Annotated in this window: 15 protein-coding genes; 10 read left to right on the forward strand and 5 right to left on the reverse strand. The window is 48.3% G+C overall.

Translation table 11 applies throughout. The features are described 5' to 3' along the window. The first annotated feature begins 108 nt into the window (after positions 1–108). Together holA and LAY41_RS05765 are read left to right on the forward strand one after the other, a co-directional pair. A complete protein-coding gene (holA, locus tag LAY41_RS05760; protein ID WP_249095139.1) occupies positions 109–1,089 on the forward strand; it encodes a DNA polymerase III subunit delta in 981 nt (326 codons plus the stop codon). An 89-nt stretch (positions 1,090–1,178) separates the two neighbouring features. Continuing rightward, positions 1,179–1,670 carry a DUF4168 domain-containing protein gene (locus tag LAY41_RS05765; RefSeq protein ID WP_249095141.1) on the forward strand — a complete coding sequence of 164 codons (492 nt, stop codon included), beginning with the start codon at positions 1,179–1,181 and terminating at the stop codon, positions 1,668–1,670. A 19-nt stretch (positions 1,671–1,689) separates the two neighbouring features. On the opposite strand, the gene LAY41_RS05770 is transcribed toward LAY41_RS05765, so the two are convergent. Then, entirely contained in the window at positions 1,690–2,304 is a 615-nt protein-coding gene (locus tag LAY41_RS05770) for a helix-turn-helix transcriptional regulator (protein WP_249095143.1), read from the reverse strand. Between the two features lie 301 nt (positions 2,305–2,605). Here LAY41_RS05770 and ureE point away from each other — a divergent pair, with 301 nt between their 5' ends. The 4 genes from ureE to psb32 all read left to right on the forward strand — a co-directional run bounded on the left by ureE (position 2,606) and on the right by psb32 (position 5,392). Continuing rightward, complete coding sequence (gene ureE, locus LAY41_RS05775; RefSeq protein ID WP_249095288.1) at positions 2,606–3,040, forward strand: urease accessory protein UreE; 435 nt, start codon at positions 2,606–2,608, stop codon at positions 3,038–3,040. A gap of 150 nt (positions 3,041–3,190) precedes the next feature. Further along, complete coding sequence (locus LAY41_RS05780; RefSeq protein WP_249095145.1) at positions 3,191–3,868, forward strand: urease accessory protein UreF; 678 nt, start codon at positions 3,191–3,193, stop codon at positions 3,866–3,868. Positions 3,869–3,914: 46 nt separating this feature from the next. Then, positions 3,915–4,520 (forward strand): urease accessory protein UreG, encoded by a 606-nt coding sequence (ureG, locus tag LAY41_RS05785; RefSeq protein WP_249095147.1) that lies wholly within the window; start codon positions 3,915–3,917, stop codon positions 4,518–4,520. 143 nt (positions 4,521–4,663) lie between these two features. Then, positions 4,664–5,392: a photosystem II repair protein Psb32 gene (gene psb32, locus LAY41_RS05790; protein WP_249095149.1), complete on the forward strand. Its 729-nt coding sequence runs from the start codon at positions 4,664–4,666 to the stop codon at positions 5,390–5,392. Between the two features lie 300 nt (positions 5,393–5,692). Here psb32 and LAY41_RS05795 read toward each other — a convergent pair whose 3' ends face one another. Genes LAY41_RS05795 through LAY41_RS05810 form a run of 4 tightly spaced genes read right to left on the reverse strand, consistent with a single transcriptional unit; the run spans position 5,693 to position 8,812 of the window. After that, the gene (locus LAY41_RS05795) at positions 5,693–6,076 is read right to left on the reverse strand and encodes a DUF4346 domain-containing protein (protein WP_249095151.1); all 384 of its coding nucleotides are present in this window, start codon (positions 6,074–6,076) and stop codon (positions 5,693–5,695) included. Between the two features lie 37 nt (positions 6,077–6,113). Continuing rightward, the gene (locus LAY41_RS05800) at positions 6,114–6,860 is read right to left on the reverse strand and encodes an SDR family oxidoreductase (protein WP_249095153.1); all 747 of its coding nucleotides are present in this window, start codon (positions 6,858–6,860) and stop codon (positions 6,114–6,116) included. Positions 6,861–6,881: 21 nt separating this feature from the next. After that, positions 6,882–8,081, reverse strand: a complete 1,200-nt coding sequence (locus tag LAY41_RS05805; RefSeq protein WP_249095155.1) for a GNAT family N-acetyltransferase — start codon at positions 8,079–8,081, stop codon at positions 6,882–6,884. A gap of 53 nt (positions 8,082–8,134) precedes the next feature. Beyond that, positions 8,135–8,812: a RibD family protein gene (locus LAY41_RS05810; RefSeq protein WP_249095290.1), complete on the reverse strand. Its 678-nt coding sequence runs from the start codon at positions 8,810–8,812 to the stop codon at positions 8,135–8,137. Between the two features lie 168 nt (positions 8,813–8,980). Between LAY41_RS05810 and LAY41_RS05815 the strand changes: the two genes are divergently transcribed. The 4 genes from LAY41_RS05815 (at position 8,981) to LAY41_RS05830 (ending at position 14,823) form a co-directional block, all read left to right on the forward strand. Next, positions 8,981–11,038, forward strand: a complete 2,058-nt coding sequence (locus LAY41_RS05815) for a sensor histidine kinase (RefSeq protein WP_249095157.1) — start codon at positions 8,981–8,983, stop codon at positions 11,036–11,038. 181 nt (positions 11,039–11,219) lie between these two features. Next, on the forward strand, positions 11,220–11,843 hold the full coding sequence (locus LAY41_RS05820) for a DUF3859 domain-containing protein (RefSeq protein ID WP_249095159.1): 624 nt from the start codon (positions 11,220–11,222) through the stop codon (positions 11,841–11,843). Positions 11,844–11,851: 8 nt separating this feature from the next. Continuing rightward, a complete protein-coding gene (locus LAY41_RS05825) occupies positions 11,852–13,609 on the forward strand; it encodes an asparagine synthetase B family protein (protein ID WP_249095161.1) in 1,758 nt (585 codons plus the stop codon). Further along, a complete protein-coding gene (locus tag LAY41_RS05830) occupies positions 13,606–14,823 on the forward strand; it encodes a diaminopimelate decarboxylase family protein (RefSeq protein WP_249095164.1) in 1,218 nt (405 codons plus the stop codon). Before LAY41_RS05825 ends, LAY41_RS05830 begins: the two co-directional genes overlap by 4 nt. Positions 14,824–14,836: the final 13 nt, after the last annotated feature.

Below are 14,836 nucleotides of genomic sequence, written 5' to 3' on the forward strand. Positions count from 1 at the left end.
CCCGGTTTAAACTGGTAGCCTGATGGGGCATCGGACGAAAATCTCAAAAATTTTCATGACCAATGACCAATGACCAATGACCAATGACCAGGGATCAACGTACTCTTTATGCCAATTTACCTCTACTGGGGGGAAGATGATTTTGCGCTCCAACAAGCTGTTGGCAAGTTGCGCGAAACCGTACTCGATCCCCAATGGGCTAGTTTTAACTATGACAAAATATCTCCCGAACAACCAGATGCTGCGATTCAGGCTTTAAATCAGGCCATGACGCCGACTTTTGGGGCGGGTCAGCGTTTGGTCTGGCTGGTTGATACAACCATAACCCAGCACTGTTCTGAAGACCTGTTGGCGGAATTACAGCGAACTCTGCCCGTCTTACCGAAGTCTTCTGTTCTGTTAATGACTTGCCGCTCCAAACCGGATGGGCGGCTTAAATCCACTAAGCTACTGCAAAACCACGCCGATATCCGGGAGTTTTCCCCGATCCCGCCTTGGAAGACAGACCAGATCGTACAGCAAGTTAGACAAGCTGCACAAGAGGTTGGGGTGAAGCTAACGCCAGATGCGATCGAACTTTTGGCTGATTGCGTTGGTAACGATACAAGGCTGCTTTTTAGCGAGCTGAAAAAACTACGGCTGTTCGGACTGGACTCACAACAGGCTCTTTCTGCCGATACTGTTGCTTTTTTGGTCACGGCTAACACCCAAAACAGCTTGCAGTTGGCGGTGGCCATCCGAGGCGGGGATACAGGCAAAGCTTTGGGATTAGTGGCTGATTTGATCGATCGCAACGAGCCAGCTTTAAGAATTGTTGCGACCTTAATCGGACAATTTCGCACCTGGTTATGGGTTAAGCTGATGATCCAGGAGGGCGAGCGGGATGAGAAAGCGATCGCAACCGCAGCTGAAGTCGGCAACCCCAAACGCATTTACTTTCTTAAGCAAGAGGTCAACACTCTCACCTTGCAAAAACTTTCTGCCACCTTGCCCGTACTGCTAGACTTAGAAGTCAGCCTCAAACAAGGCGCAGAGGCGACAACAGCCCTGCAAACCAAGGTCATCGAACTTTGCCACATCTACAAGTAGCCAGTCATCACTCGGATGGTGGAACTTCACACCCCTAAAATGGTTCAGAACTAATGAACCTATCAGTGTGCTGGTTCTTGAGAACACCCATGATGATGAATTCCTATCTTGACATTTCCCGACCTGACCTGAACCGGATGCTGTCGCAATCCTTGATGGTGGCTTTCCTCTCTACTATGGGTTTGCTCTGCGGACTGGCTCCCGATTTCTCTGCAAGTTCCCCTGCTCTGATGTTCAGTTCTTCTGCCAGAGCCCAAGCCGTTAGCGATGATGAAGCCAGTAGATTTGCCCGCGCTGCCTATACGATTGAAAAAAGGCGTCAAACTGTGGTAGAAGAAATTAAAAACAGAACAGGTGGAAACGTTCCCGATATTACCTGCTATCCACCAGAAAGATTGGAAACTCTCCCCGCCGACATCCGCAATGATGTCAAGAGTTTCTGTGATTTTTCCAGACAGACTATACAGTCGAATCAATTCTCGGTTGGGCGCTTCCTTGAGATTCGCAATAGCCAAGCATCAGATCCCAGCCTCAAGCAACGAATTGACCGTGAATTGCTGCGACTCCAGTCTGGTTCATAACACATAAAGGCAATAATGTCTACATTTCCGAATCGCAGGTAGCTTTTCGCTTGGCATGAATATTCTTCATGTGTTTCTTCACAGTATTAAGGGAAATATACAGCTTATCCCCAATCTCCTTATAGGAGTAATTAGCTCGATAAAGTAACCAAACCTCGCTTTCCCGTGGCGTCAAACTGTATTGGTGAGCATCGTTATTTACTATCGTCTGGAGAGATTGATGTCGATCTTCCAGGCTCACCAACAGGCAAGGATACTTCATCTCCTCTAATTTTAGCCATCGCGCCCGCACGCGAAAACTAACTGAATCGTCCTTGTCAATTTCGGACTCGATCGCAATTTTTTGATTGGGAAATATATCGCGGCTCTCGATTAATGACTCGCAAACACGCCAAATCTCATGAGGTACAAAATTATGTTTATCTTTTTCTTCACTAAGTTGTTTGCAAATCTGTCTGGCAGATTGATTGGCATGAACTAACTCGCCTTCGTCTGTTAAAATCAAAATGCCGTCCATAAAGCCTTCAAGCACTCCTTGCAAGAAGTAAGATGAATCGATATTCTGTAAAAAGGCAATTTTTGACTGTTTATCTTGAGTATTCGCTCTGATGGGGGCAGTTGTTAAAGGGTTCATTGCTAATCTCATCGATTTCCTTGATGACACACAGGACAAATTGACGTTTGAGAAATGCACCCCAGTGTGATTACGTACTCATACTTACTTGATAAACGATCTATTTAAATCACAAATCACCCATACTCGTGAATACACTTAGTTTATGGGCTGTTCCGGAATTGTTATGCTTTTGTTGCTATTAAGAACATTTTTATTTCTTTTCTCCTCTGCCCCTCTGCCCCTCTGCCCTAGCCCCGACGCCCTAGCCCCTATTTTCTTTTGACTTTTGACTTTTGACTTTTCTAGCCCTAGCCCTATGATGCCGATTTTCACGCAACGTTTGCCAGCAGACCCAAATGCAGCAGTCAGTTATACTCTCTCTCTGACAGCTAGTGAACGCACTCGCAGTCGCCACCGCTTCGAGATGCCTGACGGGCAAGCGTTGTTTCTGCGTTTGCCTAGAGGTACGGTGCTGCGCGATCGCGACCTCCTCCAATCGGAAAACGGTACACTGGTGCGGGTAGCTGCAAAACCGGAACCAGTTATGACAGCTCTAGCTCCTACTGAGTTGGCCCTGCTGCGGACAGCTTATCATTTGGGTAACCGTCATGTGCCGCTAGAAATCGCTCCCACTTATTTACGGCTATCTCCCGATCCAGTCTTGAAGGCAATGCTGGAACATCTGGGGGTAGAAGTAAAAGAGGAAATTTTGCCGTTTGAGCCAGAAATGGGAGCATACGGACACAGCCATTGAAAATTACTCCCTTCCCACCCAAAGAATATCTATGAGGGAGCAGAGGAGCAGAGGAGCAGAGGAGCAGAGGAGCAGAGGAGCAGAGGAGCAGAGGAGCAGAGGAGCAGAAGAATGATAGATAATCTTCTAGCCCGAAAGGAGTAAGGATTTATGCTGAATGATTTAACGCTGCTGAGTCTGCTGCAATTGACTAATTCTGCCTTACCAGTGGGAGCATATAGTTATTCCGAATCTTTGGAAAATCTGATTGAAGTCGGTACAATTAAAAATCCACAAAGCCTGAAGCATTGGCTAGAACAAGAACTGCGCTACGGTGCAATTCGGTTGGAAGCATCGGTGATGGTACGAGGCTATAAATCTGTCAAATTGGGCGATTTAGATACTTTGAGTTATTGGAATGTTTGGGCTTCAGCTACCAGGGAAACCGAGGAGTTGCGCGAACAAAGCTGGCAGATGGGTCGGGCCTTATCTCGGCTTTTACAACAGTTGCAGCCACAATTGACCTCAGTTTTTACCGAATTGGGTGAAACTTGTAATTATGCTCTAGCATTTGGCATCGCCGCCGCCCACTGGGATATTCCCGATCGAGCAGCTGTGTTAGGCTACTTACACAGTTGGGCTACAAATCTTGTCAGTGCTGGCGTCAAATTGATTCCCCTGGGACAAACTGCCGGTCAACAGTTGCTGTTAGATTTACATATCAGTATGATGCGTGCGACCGAAGAAATTTTAGTTTTGGATGATGACAAACTTAGTAGTTGCGGTTGGGGATTATCTTTAGCTAGTATGGCTCACGAAACCCAATACACTCGGTTATTTCGTAGTTAGCTAGAAAATGTTATTTCCTAATAAAGATGTAAAGAGCAGATAACCTATGAATGCGTTTAGAGTGGGAATAGCTGGCCCAGTGGGTTCTGGGAAAACTGCCTTAGTCGATGCCTTGTGCAAGGCAATGCGCGATCGCTACAGCATTGCAGTGGTCACCAATGATATTTATACCAAGGAAGATGCCCAGTTCTTGGTGCGGAGTCAGGCGCTGGAGAGCGATCGCATCCTGGGTGTCGAAACGGGCGGTTGTCCCCATACCGCCATCCGAGAAGACGCCTCCATGAACCTAGTGGCGATCGAACAGATGGAACGGAGATTTACGAATCTTGACCTGATTTTTGTGGAAAGCGGCGGCGACAACCTCGCCTCCACCTTTAGTCCAGAACTGGTCGATCTGACAATTTACGTGATTGATGTCGCCGCTGGTGATAAAATTCCCCGTAAGGGTGGCCCCGGAATCACCAAATCTGACTTACTGGTAATTAACAAGATTGACTTAGCCCCCTTTGTGGGGGCCGATCTGGGCGTGATGGAACGGGATGCCAAAAAGATGCGCGGCGATAAACCGTTCGTGTTCACCAATTTAAAAACTCAGTCAGGACTACCGTTTGCGATCGAATTTATCAATTTGCATATTGGGCGATCGCACTAGCGCCGCTACGCGGAAGTGACGCATTCAAAAGTCACTCATTCAAAAATAAAAAATCCTTTGAGTGTAAGGCGGGGACTGTGTTTGTACTAAAGCCGAAGCACTTTGCTATATTTTGTGGGAAGTCATTTTTTAGGTTCCATTCCATGAAACAGCTCTTATACCAAATTTCCAGTTGGAGAAACTACCTCCAACGCCTGATGTTGTCGGTAGTGTTGATATTGGCGACAACTGTGCTGGTTGCTGACCCGGCTTTTGCTACGGGTGTGTATGAAATGCCTAGCCTTGCAGCAGGCTCTAGCACCTGGGTACTTGACAAGGGCGAAGTTGTCAGTCGCGTCACCGAAGGCAAAATTAGCAGCTTGCTAGAGAATTTAGCCAAACAGACGGGCAATGAAGTCAGAATAGTCACCATTCGCCACCTTGACTACGACGAAACAATCGAAAGTTTTACAAATAAGCTGTTTGAAAAATGGTTTCCAACACCAGAGGCGCAAGCTAATCAAACTTTGCTAACGATCGATACCGTCACCAACAGCACGGCAATTCGGACTGGGGACAAAGTAAAATCGATCATGCCCGATGAAATTGCCCAGAGTGTGGCCTCAGAAACCGTACAAGTACCGCTGCGACAAGGTGATAAATATAACCAAGCTTTCGAGGATGCAGGCGATCGCTTAGTTGCCGTATTATCCGGTCAGCCAGATCCAGGGCCACCCCAAGTAGTAGCAGAAAACGTTCGGGTAGAAGGAACCTTTAAAAAGGCAGAAGAAACCGATAAAGGCAGTTCTACTGTCTGGGTAGTTGGTTTGCTAATTGCCGCCACCGTTATCCCAATGGCGACTTACTTTTGGTATCAGTCAATGAGTTCTTAGAACCTGTTTGAGAAGTTGATAAGTAGGTGGGCGTAAATAAACTGAACTACCAGAAACCCGGTTTCTCCAAGAAACCGGGTTTCTTTGGGCCTGGAGTTTTACGTTTAATTATGCCCACCTACTTATACCAAATCCGCAACGATTACCCCCTTTATGTCTATAGGCTGTAGAGACGTTTCATGAAACGTCTCTACAATGTTTAGGCCAAAAATTCTCATGGGGTAACAAACCAGGATTTGGTATTATTGGGGTGAGAAACCGGGTTTATTTGGGTGACTAGCCAAATAAACCCGGTTTCTTTTAGTCCTGAACGTATTCTTGACCGCTAATTAGAGCCATCTGGGCCAAAACAAACTCTCGGCCTAGATAAGCGGCATGATCTAGAAGCGTGACTGGACAGGGCTGAGTTTCTTCAAAAATATTGACGCAAAGTTCCTTTGCAGTTCTGCCAGTATATATGGTGCTGTAAGTTCGTTCCACTTTACCTTTTGCGGGAATTACCTTTCCAGTTTCGGGGTCAACGGCTAAACCGCGATCGTCAATTACATTCGTAAAATGCTTGGCACAAATCAGTCCGGCATCGCGATCGAGGTAGATAATAAAATATCCCCCAGGGTCGAGTTCGATATTGCGCTTAGAAAGGTTGTCATCAATTGCAGCAAGGTTTTCAGAAGTTTGATTCATTTTTAGTCAAAAACTTGATTTGATGGCTTAACTATATTTATGCTATGCCGCCATTTACACGAATGTTCTGACCTGTAATCCAACGTGCATCTTCGCTTGCCAGAAAAGCGACCGCATCGGCGATGTCTTCTACTTCTCCAAGGCGACCTAATGCTGCCATTTGGGCGAAACGATTTTTCTGTTCTTCTGTCTTGTCGGCGGTGAAAAGCTCGGTATCAGTTGGACCCGGAGAAACAGCATTTACCGTGATTCCACGTGCCCCCAACTCTTTGGCAAGCACTCGCGTTATTTGCTCAACCGCACCCTTTGTGGCTGAATAGGCACCATAGGTAGGTAGCATCAAAGCAGTCAACGTGCTGGAAAAATTGATAATGCGCCCTCCATCCGCCATACGTTTTGTTGCTTCTTGGCAAGCAAAAAAAGTACCTTTTACATTGATGGTAAAAATTTTGTCAAAATCTTCTTCTGTGAGATCAGCAATAAGCTTATAGAAAGATATTCCGGCATTGTTTACCAAAATATCGATTTTGCCGAAAGTTTCAATTGTTTGGTCAAAAAGGCGATGAATATCAGCCGTTTTGCCAATATCCGCTTGTACGGCAATAGCTTGTCCTCCTAAGTTTTTGACGATCGCTACAACCTCATTCGCTTTGTCGGCGCTACCGGCATAATTGACTACTACCGAAGCGCCATCACTAGCAAGACGTTGGGCGATCGCGCGACCGATTCCTCGCGACGAACCTGTCACCAAGGCTACTTTTCCATCCAATTTACCTTTTGACATGAGAATCTCCTAATTTTTTGTTTACAACTCAACATCAAGTGGAACTTCGCGGCGGCTAAAGGGAATATCCTCGTTAATAGCATCGATTTCTTGCAGCTCCATTTCGTTGACTTGGCTGATGTAAGACCGCAGAATTTGGCTGAGGCGGGGGTTATAAAAGCGGTGCAGGCTGTGATTGGCACTAGCGGGGAAACCGCGACGTTTTTTGTGGTGTCCGCCTGCACCAGGGTCAAAAGTTTGGATGCCGTGCGCGATCGCCCACTCGATTGGGCTATAGTAGCAAGCATCAAAATGCAGGAAGTCAATTTCTTGATTGCAACCCCAGTAACGTCCGTAGAGTCGATCGCCTTTTGCGATACAAAAAGACATTCCCATCGGGTGCTGGTCGTTTTGTTCGTTGTAAGCAGCTACAAATAAGACACGATGCCGGTATTCGGGATAAAGTTGTTCAAAAAAGCGCTTAGTCAGATATTTGCTTCCCCACCAGCCAAACTTATCGCAATGGTCGCTATAAAAGCTGTACATCTGACTAAATAGCAACTTAGGAATTTCATCGCCTGTCAGGGTTTCGAGTCGCAAACCCGCTTGTGTCACAGCTTTGCGTTCCCGTTTGATGTTGCGGCGCTGATTGGCATTAAAAACGCCCAAATAATCATCAAAAGTATTAAAGCCTTTGTTTTGCCAAATATAGCTGTGGTGCAACCAACTGATGAAACCGTGGCGTTCCATCACTCTTCGCCATTCTGGGTCAACATAGAGGAAATTGCAGCCCGAAATGCGGTTACTGGCGCAAAAACGATCGATCGCCGCTACCATTAACTCTGTTAGCTCATCCTCATCTTCGCCAGGCGCAATTAAAAAGCGATAACCTTCAGCAGGCGTAAACGGCGTCATCCCCAAGAGTTTCGGGTAATACTGCACACCCAAACGACTAGCCAAATCTGCCCATTGATGATCGAAGACAAACTCGCCGTAACTATGACCTTTAACATAAAGTGGAGCAGCCGCAATTAGCTCTCTGTTTCGCCACACCGTCAGATGTTGGGGAAGCCATCCAGTTTGAGCCTTAACACTGCCAGACGTTTCTAAATTGTGCAACCATTCCCATTCGAGGAAAGGCGTTTTCAGGGGCATTGCGAGGGCATCCCACTGCTGTTGCGGAATGTCGCCGATTTGGTTAATCCAGTTAAGGTCATAGCTCGGCTTGAGTTGTTCTAGCATCGTGAAAAGCTGCGATCGAAGGTTCAAACTTTCTTTAAAGTAATATAATCTTCCTAATGTTGCAGGCGATAATGCAAAAACACTTCTTCCTCAACCTGTTGAACTGCTAAAAGTTCGAGACGAGGAGCCAAATCAGGTAAAAATCCCGCCCCTTCCACTGGCGTTGGTGCAGATGCTCCGCCTAAAATCAAGGGGCAAACCGTCAGCCATAATTCATCAATTAAATTAGCTCTTAGCAGCGATGCTACCAGTTTGCCGCCGCCTAAAACCGCCAATCGTGCCAAACCAAGCTGTGCCAGCTGTGCAAAAGCCGCCACCCAGTCAATCTCGACCTTTGATGTCTCAAAAACCAAAATTCGCTCAAATTCCGAGTTTAATTGCCATTTTTGGGCACCGCTAGCTGTAGTGAGCAACCAGCGGGGAATCGGCTGAGAAAAGAAGCGCAATTTGGTGTCAATAGCTGCGGAAGCTGAGCAAACAATCTGCACTGGTTGTAGTGGTTTGCTTTGCTGTTCTCGTTGTTTGAGCAGATGGGGATTAGAAACGCTCAGCGTTGTTCCGTAGGCACGCAGCGTCCCAGCACCAAATAATACCCCGTCAGAAGAAGCGATCTGTTTTTCCAGGTGTGCTTTATCAGCTGGGGAACCGAACCGTGCGGGGGACCCTTTGGCATCGGCAATCTTGCCATCCGCACTCATAGCTAGAACAACAGTGGTATGGGGTTGGTTCATCACAAAAACTATAATTGTGTTTATCGATTGTTTTAAAGCAGACTGGCGGCGATCGTTCAGACTCACGCATAGCATATTTCCACACTTGTGGCTCTAGCACGCTCGCTCGATCCGGTCTGTTTGTGCCTTCTTGCTGTTGCGGTTCGCATCTTAAGTTAGAGACTATCTATGGCTAAGCCAGGTCAATTTTCTGTTCCGAGCGTCCTGCTAGAGCACTACGCGCAAGCTATGATGCGATCGCCCTTAATGCAGTTCATGGCTAAGCCACGTCAATCCTCATTTCGCCGCATTCTGCTATCCCGTATTTTGCTGCTTTCCGTACCAGTTTTACTGTTGGGACAGTATGTTATGTATAAAAAAGCACGCTCGACGCTATTGGAAACTGCCCGCCAAAACTTAACCGAAAGTGCCGTGACAAAAGGAGAAAGGATTGACGAGTCAATCCAAGCAGTACAGGCGAATCTACTTACAGCTAGCGAAACTGCTGTTGTCAAGTCTGGATCGATCTCCCAGGTGCCAGAATTTTTCGCTCAGTTAACAAAACAACTGCCGACGAAGATACAGTGCATTCAACTTACGAACGTCCAAACGGGTAAAGTTGTCACCAGTACTTGTGGAAGTGGAGCGATTAGTTCGCTTCCGGCTAATTTATGGCCGCAGCAGCAACGTCAATTGCTTCCCGATCGCTCAAGTATTCACGTGACAACGCTACTACCGCCAGCAAAATCGCCAACAGTTGCTTCTCTTGCCGAACAAACCAGTTCAGAAGGCAAACTGCAATTAATTTTTACAGCGCCCATTTATGACAGTTCCGGGTTACTCCGCAACGCCTTAAGTATTCAGTCAACTTTGTATCGGCAACAGGCTGCTAAACCTGGGTCTCTTTCCGGCTATACGGTAGTGATTGACCAGGACGGAATGATTTTAGAGCATCCGGTTGCCGACTTAGTAGGGCGTAATGTTGAGCAACTGGAAGATGCAAAGCGACTCAAAATTTTAATTAAAAATGCCCTGGCTGGCGAACAAAATTTTCTTCACTTATTTGCCTTTGAAAAAAATGGCACAGAATCAGTGGCTGGGTATACGGCTATCCCCAGCCCTGTCAGTAACGATCCAAATCACAAGTGGGTTATTGTAGCCGTTGCAAGTTTGGATAATGCACTGTTTGGGCTTAAAGAAATTAACCAAGTTCTGATTAATTTGAGCTTGTGGTTGTTAGCGGCTAACCTATTGGCAACTCTGTATGTATCTCGCGATCTAGCGCGTCCCTTAGAGCAACTCGGAGACTATGCCTTGAATGTCCGGGGCAGACGATCGCCATCTAAAGTGCCCCACAACTTCAAAATCCAAGAATTTAATCATTTGGCCGAATCCCTCGATAGTATGGTCGAACGACTGACAGCGTGGGCAGAGGAGGTAGAAACGGCGTGGAAAGAAGCGCAAGCAGCTAACCAACTAAAAAGTGAGTTTCTGGCTAATACGTCTCACGAATTGAGAACTCCCTTAAATGCCATCATTGGTTGTATTCGCTTGGTAAAGGATGATTGCTGCGATGACCGGGAAGAAGAAATGGAGTTTTTGCAGCGGGCTGATGATGCAGCTATTCACCTGCTTAATATTATTAATGACATATTAGACTTGTCAAAGGTTGAATCGGGTACTCTTTCTGTGGTGATGCAGCCGATGGATTTGCGATCGGTCCTCCAGGAAGTAATCGATCTACAAAACGTTCACATTAATCAGAAAAATTTACAGTTGCTTTGGACAGATCCACCAGAGGCGATCGCACTGCAAGCAGACCCTGCAAAGCTAAAGCAGGTTTTCCTAAATGTGATCGGCAACGCTATTAAGTTTACTGACAAAGGCAGCATCACTATTAGTACACGCCAGGAAATAGCGTTAGACAAAGACGGTAGCACTAATAGTTCTTTAGTTGTCGTAAGCGTCAAAGATACGGGAATTGGCATTGCGATCGATGAACAAAAAAAACTATTTCGACCGTTTGTAATGGCTGATGGTACGAGAACTCGCAAGTATGGCGGCACCGGACTGGGACTTGCCATCTCCCGGAAATTAATGGAACTGATGGGCGGTAGCATCTCTCTACACAGTGCTGGTATAGGTCTTGGCACAACGGTTGAGATCGAAATGCCGATGATTAATTCCTCTGGGTTACCCACAGAAACCGATGCAGGATCGATAGAAATTTTACCCGGCCAAACTTAAGCTGTCACACAATGCTATAACACCGATTTAGTAGGGTGAGTTAACAATAGTGCAACGCACCGCAAACCTTCTCATTTGCATTATTGGGTTACAGGCTACAGTTCCAATTGCTATGATGTAGCTTAATCTGATTCATTTCTACTCGTTTAGAACATTACCAACACGATCGCGATCGAACTGTATGGAACCTCGACTCACCCAAACCCAGCTCGCACAGGCGATCGCTGAGATCGAACAGTTGTCGCGGCAGCGCGAGTTAGAATTGACTCCAGAGCAGGTAAGAGAAATTTTACGAGAGTTGAATCTTCCTGATGAGCTTCTAGAAGATGCGATCGTGCAGATGCGCCGCCGCGAAGTGCTAAAACAACGGCAGCGACGGAACCGCTGGATTGCGATCGCCACGACAGCAGTTGCAATCGCTGCGATCGGTATAGGTGTTCTGTTCGGGCAAAATCGACAGCAGCAAACCGCTCAAGTTGTGGCAGGGCAAGACCGGATTGCGCTATCTAAAACAAGTGGTGACAGCCTTACTCAAGTCAGCCGTCAAACTAATCCCCGCGTTTACTACCAGGTGACGTTGAAAAATGCCCCGATCGCTCGTCAGTTGTCTCTGCAATGCGACTGGATCGATCCGAGCGGTCAAATTGTGCATCAGGGGCGATATCAAACTCGCACGATCGATACGCCGATTTGGAATACCAACTGCTTTTATAATCTCGGCTCAGCTGCGCCGCCAGGAAACTGGGAAGTGAGAATGTCGCTGGATGGGCGCGTCATCAGCACTCAGCCATTCACAGTCAAGTAGATGGGTAGATGGGCGCTAGAGGCAAACCTTCACAGTTCTTAGGCTACTGGGGGCAGGGCGATCGCACAGAAACGCTGCGTAGTTTAGTGCCTCACTACTGCATTCGGCAGGGCAAGATGTCTGGGGCAAACGCGCAACTAGAATGGGCGATCGCTTCTGCATCGTTACTCAAGGCCGACACAGTGACGCTGAATGCTTGTGGGCGATCGCAACCAACCGATTTGCCGGGAGATGCTTGGGCAGCGGTGGAAGCGAGACAGCTACGGCTGGGGCGCGATCCGTTTGGGCGAGTGCCGCTGTACTGGATGCAGTTGGGAGAAACGATTTGGTTTTCGACGCGCCTGCAACTGCTGCTGCCGCTGATTGCTTCCCCTCAAGTTAGCCCGATTGCCCTACACAGCGTAGCTTGTTTTTCCTACGTACCGACGCCACTAACCTCGATCGAGCAAATTGCATCCGTAGCAGCCGGAACTGAGATGATTTGGCAAGTCGCCGATGTTAATGATATGCCGTTTCCGAAAGTGCGATCGCTCCCTTCAGCTTGGCAGGAATCGCCCCAACTACTGCGGCGTGAGGACGAGGCGATCGAGCAGTTGCGAGTGCTTTTGCGGCAGGCGATCGATCGACAGGTAGCAGATTTGCCGATCGATGAACCCGTTGGCGTTTTGCTGTCGGGTGGCATCGATTCTTCGCTGGTGACAGCGCTGCTAGTGGAGGCGGGCTTGCAGGTGCGGGCTTATGCGCTCGATTTTGGCGTTGAGGGATATTCGGAACTGCCCTACGCTCAGCAGGTGGCAGACTTTTTGCAGATTCCGTTGGTGCGAGTGGCGGCGACGGGCGATGCAGTCGTGCGGGCGATCGGGGCGACCGCCAAAGCCCTCGACTTACCCTATGGAGATGGCACAACAGCCCCGCTGTTCTTGCTCAAACAGGCAGCGGCGCAGGACGTGCGGGTCGTGTTCAATGGCGAGAATGGCGATCAGCTATTTGCCGGATGGACGAACAAACCCTTGATTGCCAACGGAGTTTACACTAAGGAGCATCCTGCCACAGCCGAAACGTTTGAACAGCAGTATTTGCGGACGTTTCAGCGATTTTTAGGCTACGAATCGCAAATCTTTTCACCCGAACTGTTTGCCCAAATTCAAGCTCACGATCTGAGTTTTTACCTGCAAGAAGCGCTAGATGCTAAGGCGTGTTCCTCGCTGCTGGCGCGATTGCGGCGGGCTTCGCTGATGCTCAAAGGCGCACAAAATATTCAGCCGAGGGCAACGGCATTAGGGTTTGCTCACGGCCTGTGGGTGCGATCGCCCTTCTGTGACCCTGACCTCACCGCCTGGACGTTTCAACTGCCTGGAGAACTGTTGCTGCAAGGCGCTTGCGAAAAATATATTCTCAAAAGAGCCTCCGATCGCTGGTTGCCCCCCGAAATTGTCTGGCGCGAAAAGCGCGGAATGGGAGTGCCGCTAAAGGTTTGGTACTACCGCGAGCTTTGGGGTGCGATCGGTCAGCGGCTGAATCCGAATGTGTTGCGATCGGAAAATCGCTGGCAGCCCTATTTAGCCGACGCGATGTTATCCGGACGACTCGGAGTTGCCATGCGCGATCGCTACATTGGTAATAATCTTTGGCTGCTGCTAATGTGGCAGGCATGGCGAACCGAAGTGTTAAAAGAAATTCCGGTCAAGCGATCGTTCGATCATGTCTTTTGGCTGCCGCCTGCGATCGGGCAGCGCATTTGGAACTATCGAAGGAGGCTGGATTGACTGAATCTGTGGTTGAGGATGAAACCAAAACATATTCGCCGCCGTTCTCGATCGCGATCGCGCACGAATTGCTTTCAACTTATGGTTCGCCGCTATATGTGTATCAGGGCGATCGCCTCCATCAGACCCTTGAGCATATTACCCGATCGATCAACTATCCCCACGTTCAGTTTCATTTTGCTAGCGTCACCAACGGCAATATTGCCCTCTTGCAACTGATCCAGCAGGCTGGCTGGGGGCTGCACGCCAATACTCCGGGCGATGTTTTCCTCGGACTGAAAGCGGGTTTTATGACCGATCGCATTGTCTACACCGGCAGTAACCTCAGCAGAGCCGATATTCAGCAACTGATCGACTGGAAGATCGATCGATTCAACTTCGATAGCCTGTCGCAACTTCAGGATTTTTGCGAATATTCACGCACTGCTGGGCGATCACGCCAGACCGAACTCGGACTGCGCCTCAACTCACCCGAACTGACGGGTGACAGCCGCATCGGGTTGCGTCCCGACGAATTCGACAAAGCCCACAAAATCGCGCAGCAGCAAGGGTTCAGCATTACCGGACTGCATTTCTATCGGGGGACGGGAACTAACGCCACGAGTGCTTTTACGCAGGCGATCGATCGCCTGATCGCCATCGCCCAACAGTTGCCAGATTGGAGAACCCTTGATTTTGGCGGTGGCTTTGGCTATCCCTATCGAGGCGGCGCGGTGTTTGACTGGACGGAGTTTGGTGCAGCTATTACTCAACAACTGACTGCCCTATCTCGCCCGATCGAGTTGGTGATTGAACCGGGACGATCGGCGATCGCAGGCTGTGGTGTAATGCTTGCGAAGGTTGTCTCAGTGAAGTGGCAGGGCTCTAGGCAAATTGTCGGTGTGGATACGACTGTGGCAAATCTATCAGTGCCTGCGGTGCATGGCGGCTATCGAGCGATCGCGATTTGGGAAACCGATCGATCGCGACATCAAACGGATATTTGCGGCAACACGACTTATTCGCGGGATTATTTGGGGCGCAACTGTTGGCTACCGACACTCAAAATTGGAGATGCGATCGCCATTTTGGATAGCGGGGCTTACGGCTATGCGATGTCGTCGCATTTTCTGCACCGTCCCCGTCCTGCTGAGGTATTAATTGAAGCTAACCGCCATCGATTAATTCGGCAGCGAGAAGACTATTCCATCTTGTTAAACGGGCAAATATTCTAAATTAAGCAGCAGG

The organism is Argonema galeatum A003/A1 (genome assembly GCF_023333595.1).
Lineage (GTDB): Bacteria > Cyanobacteriota > Cyanobacteriia > Cyanobacteriales > Aerosakkonemataceae > Argonema > Argonema galeatum.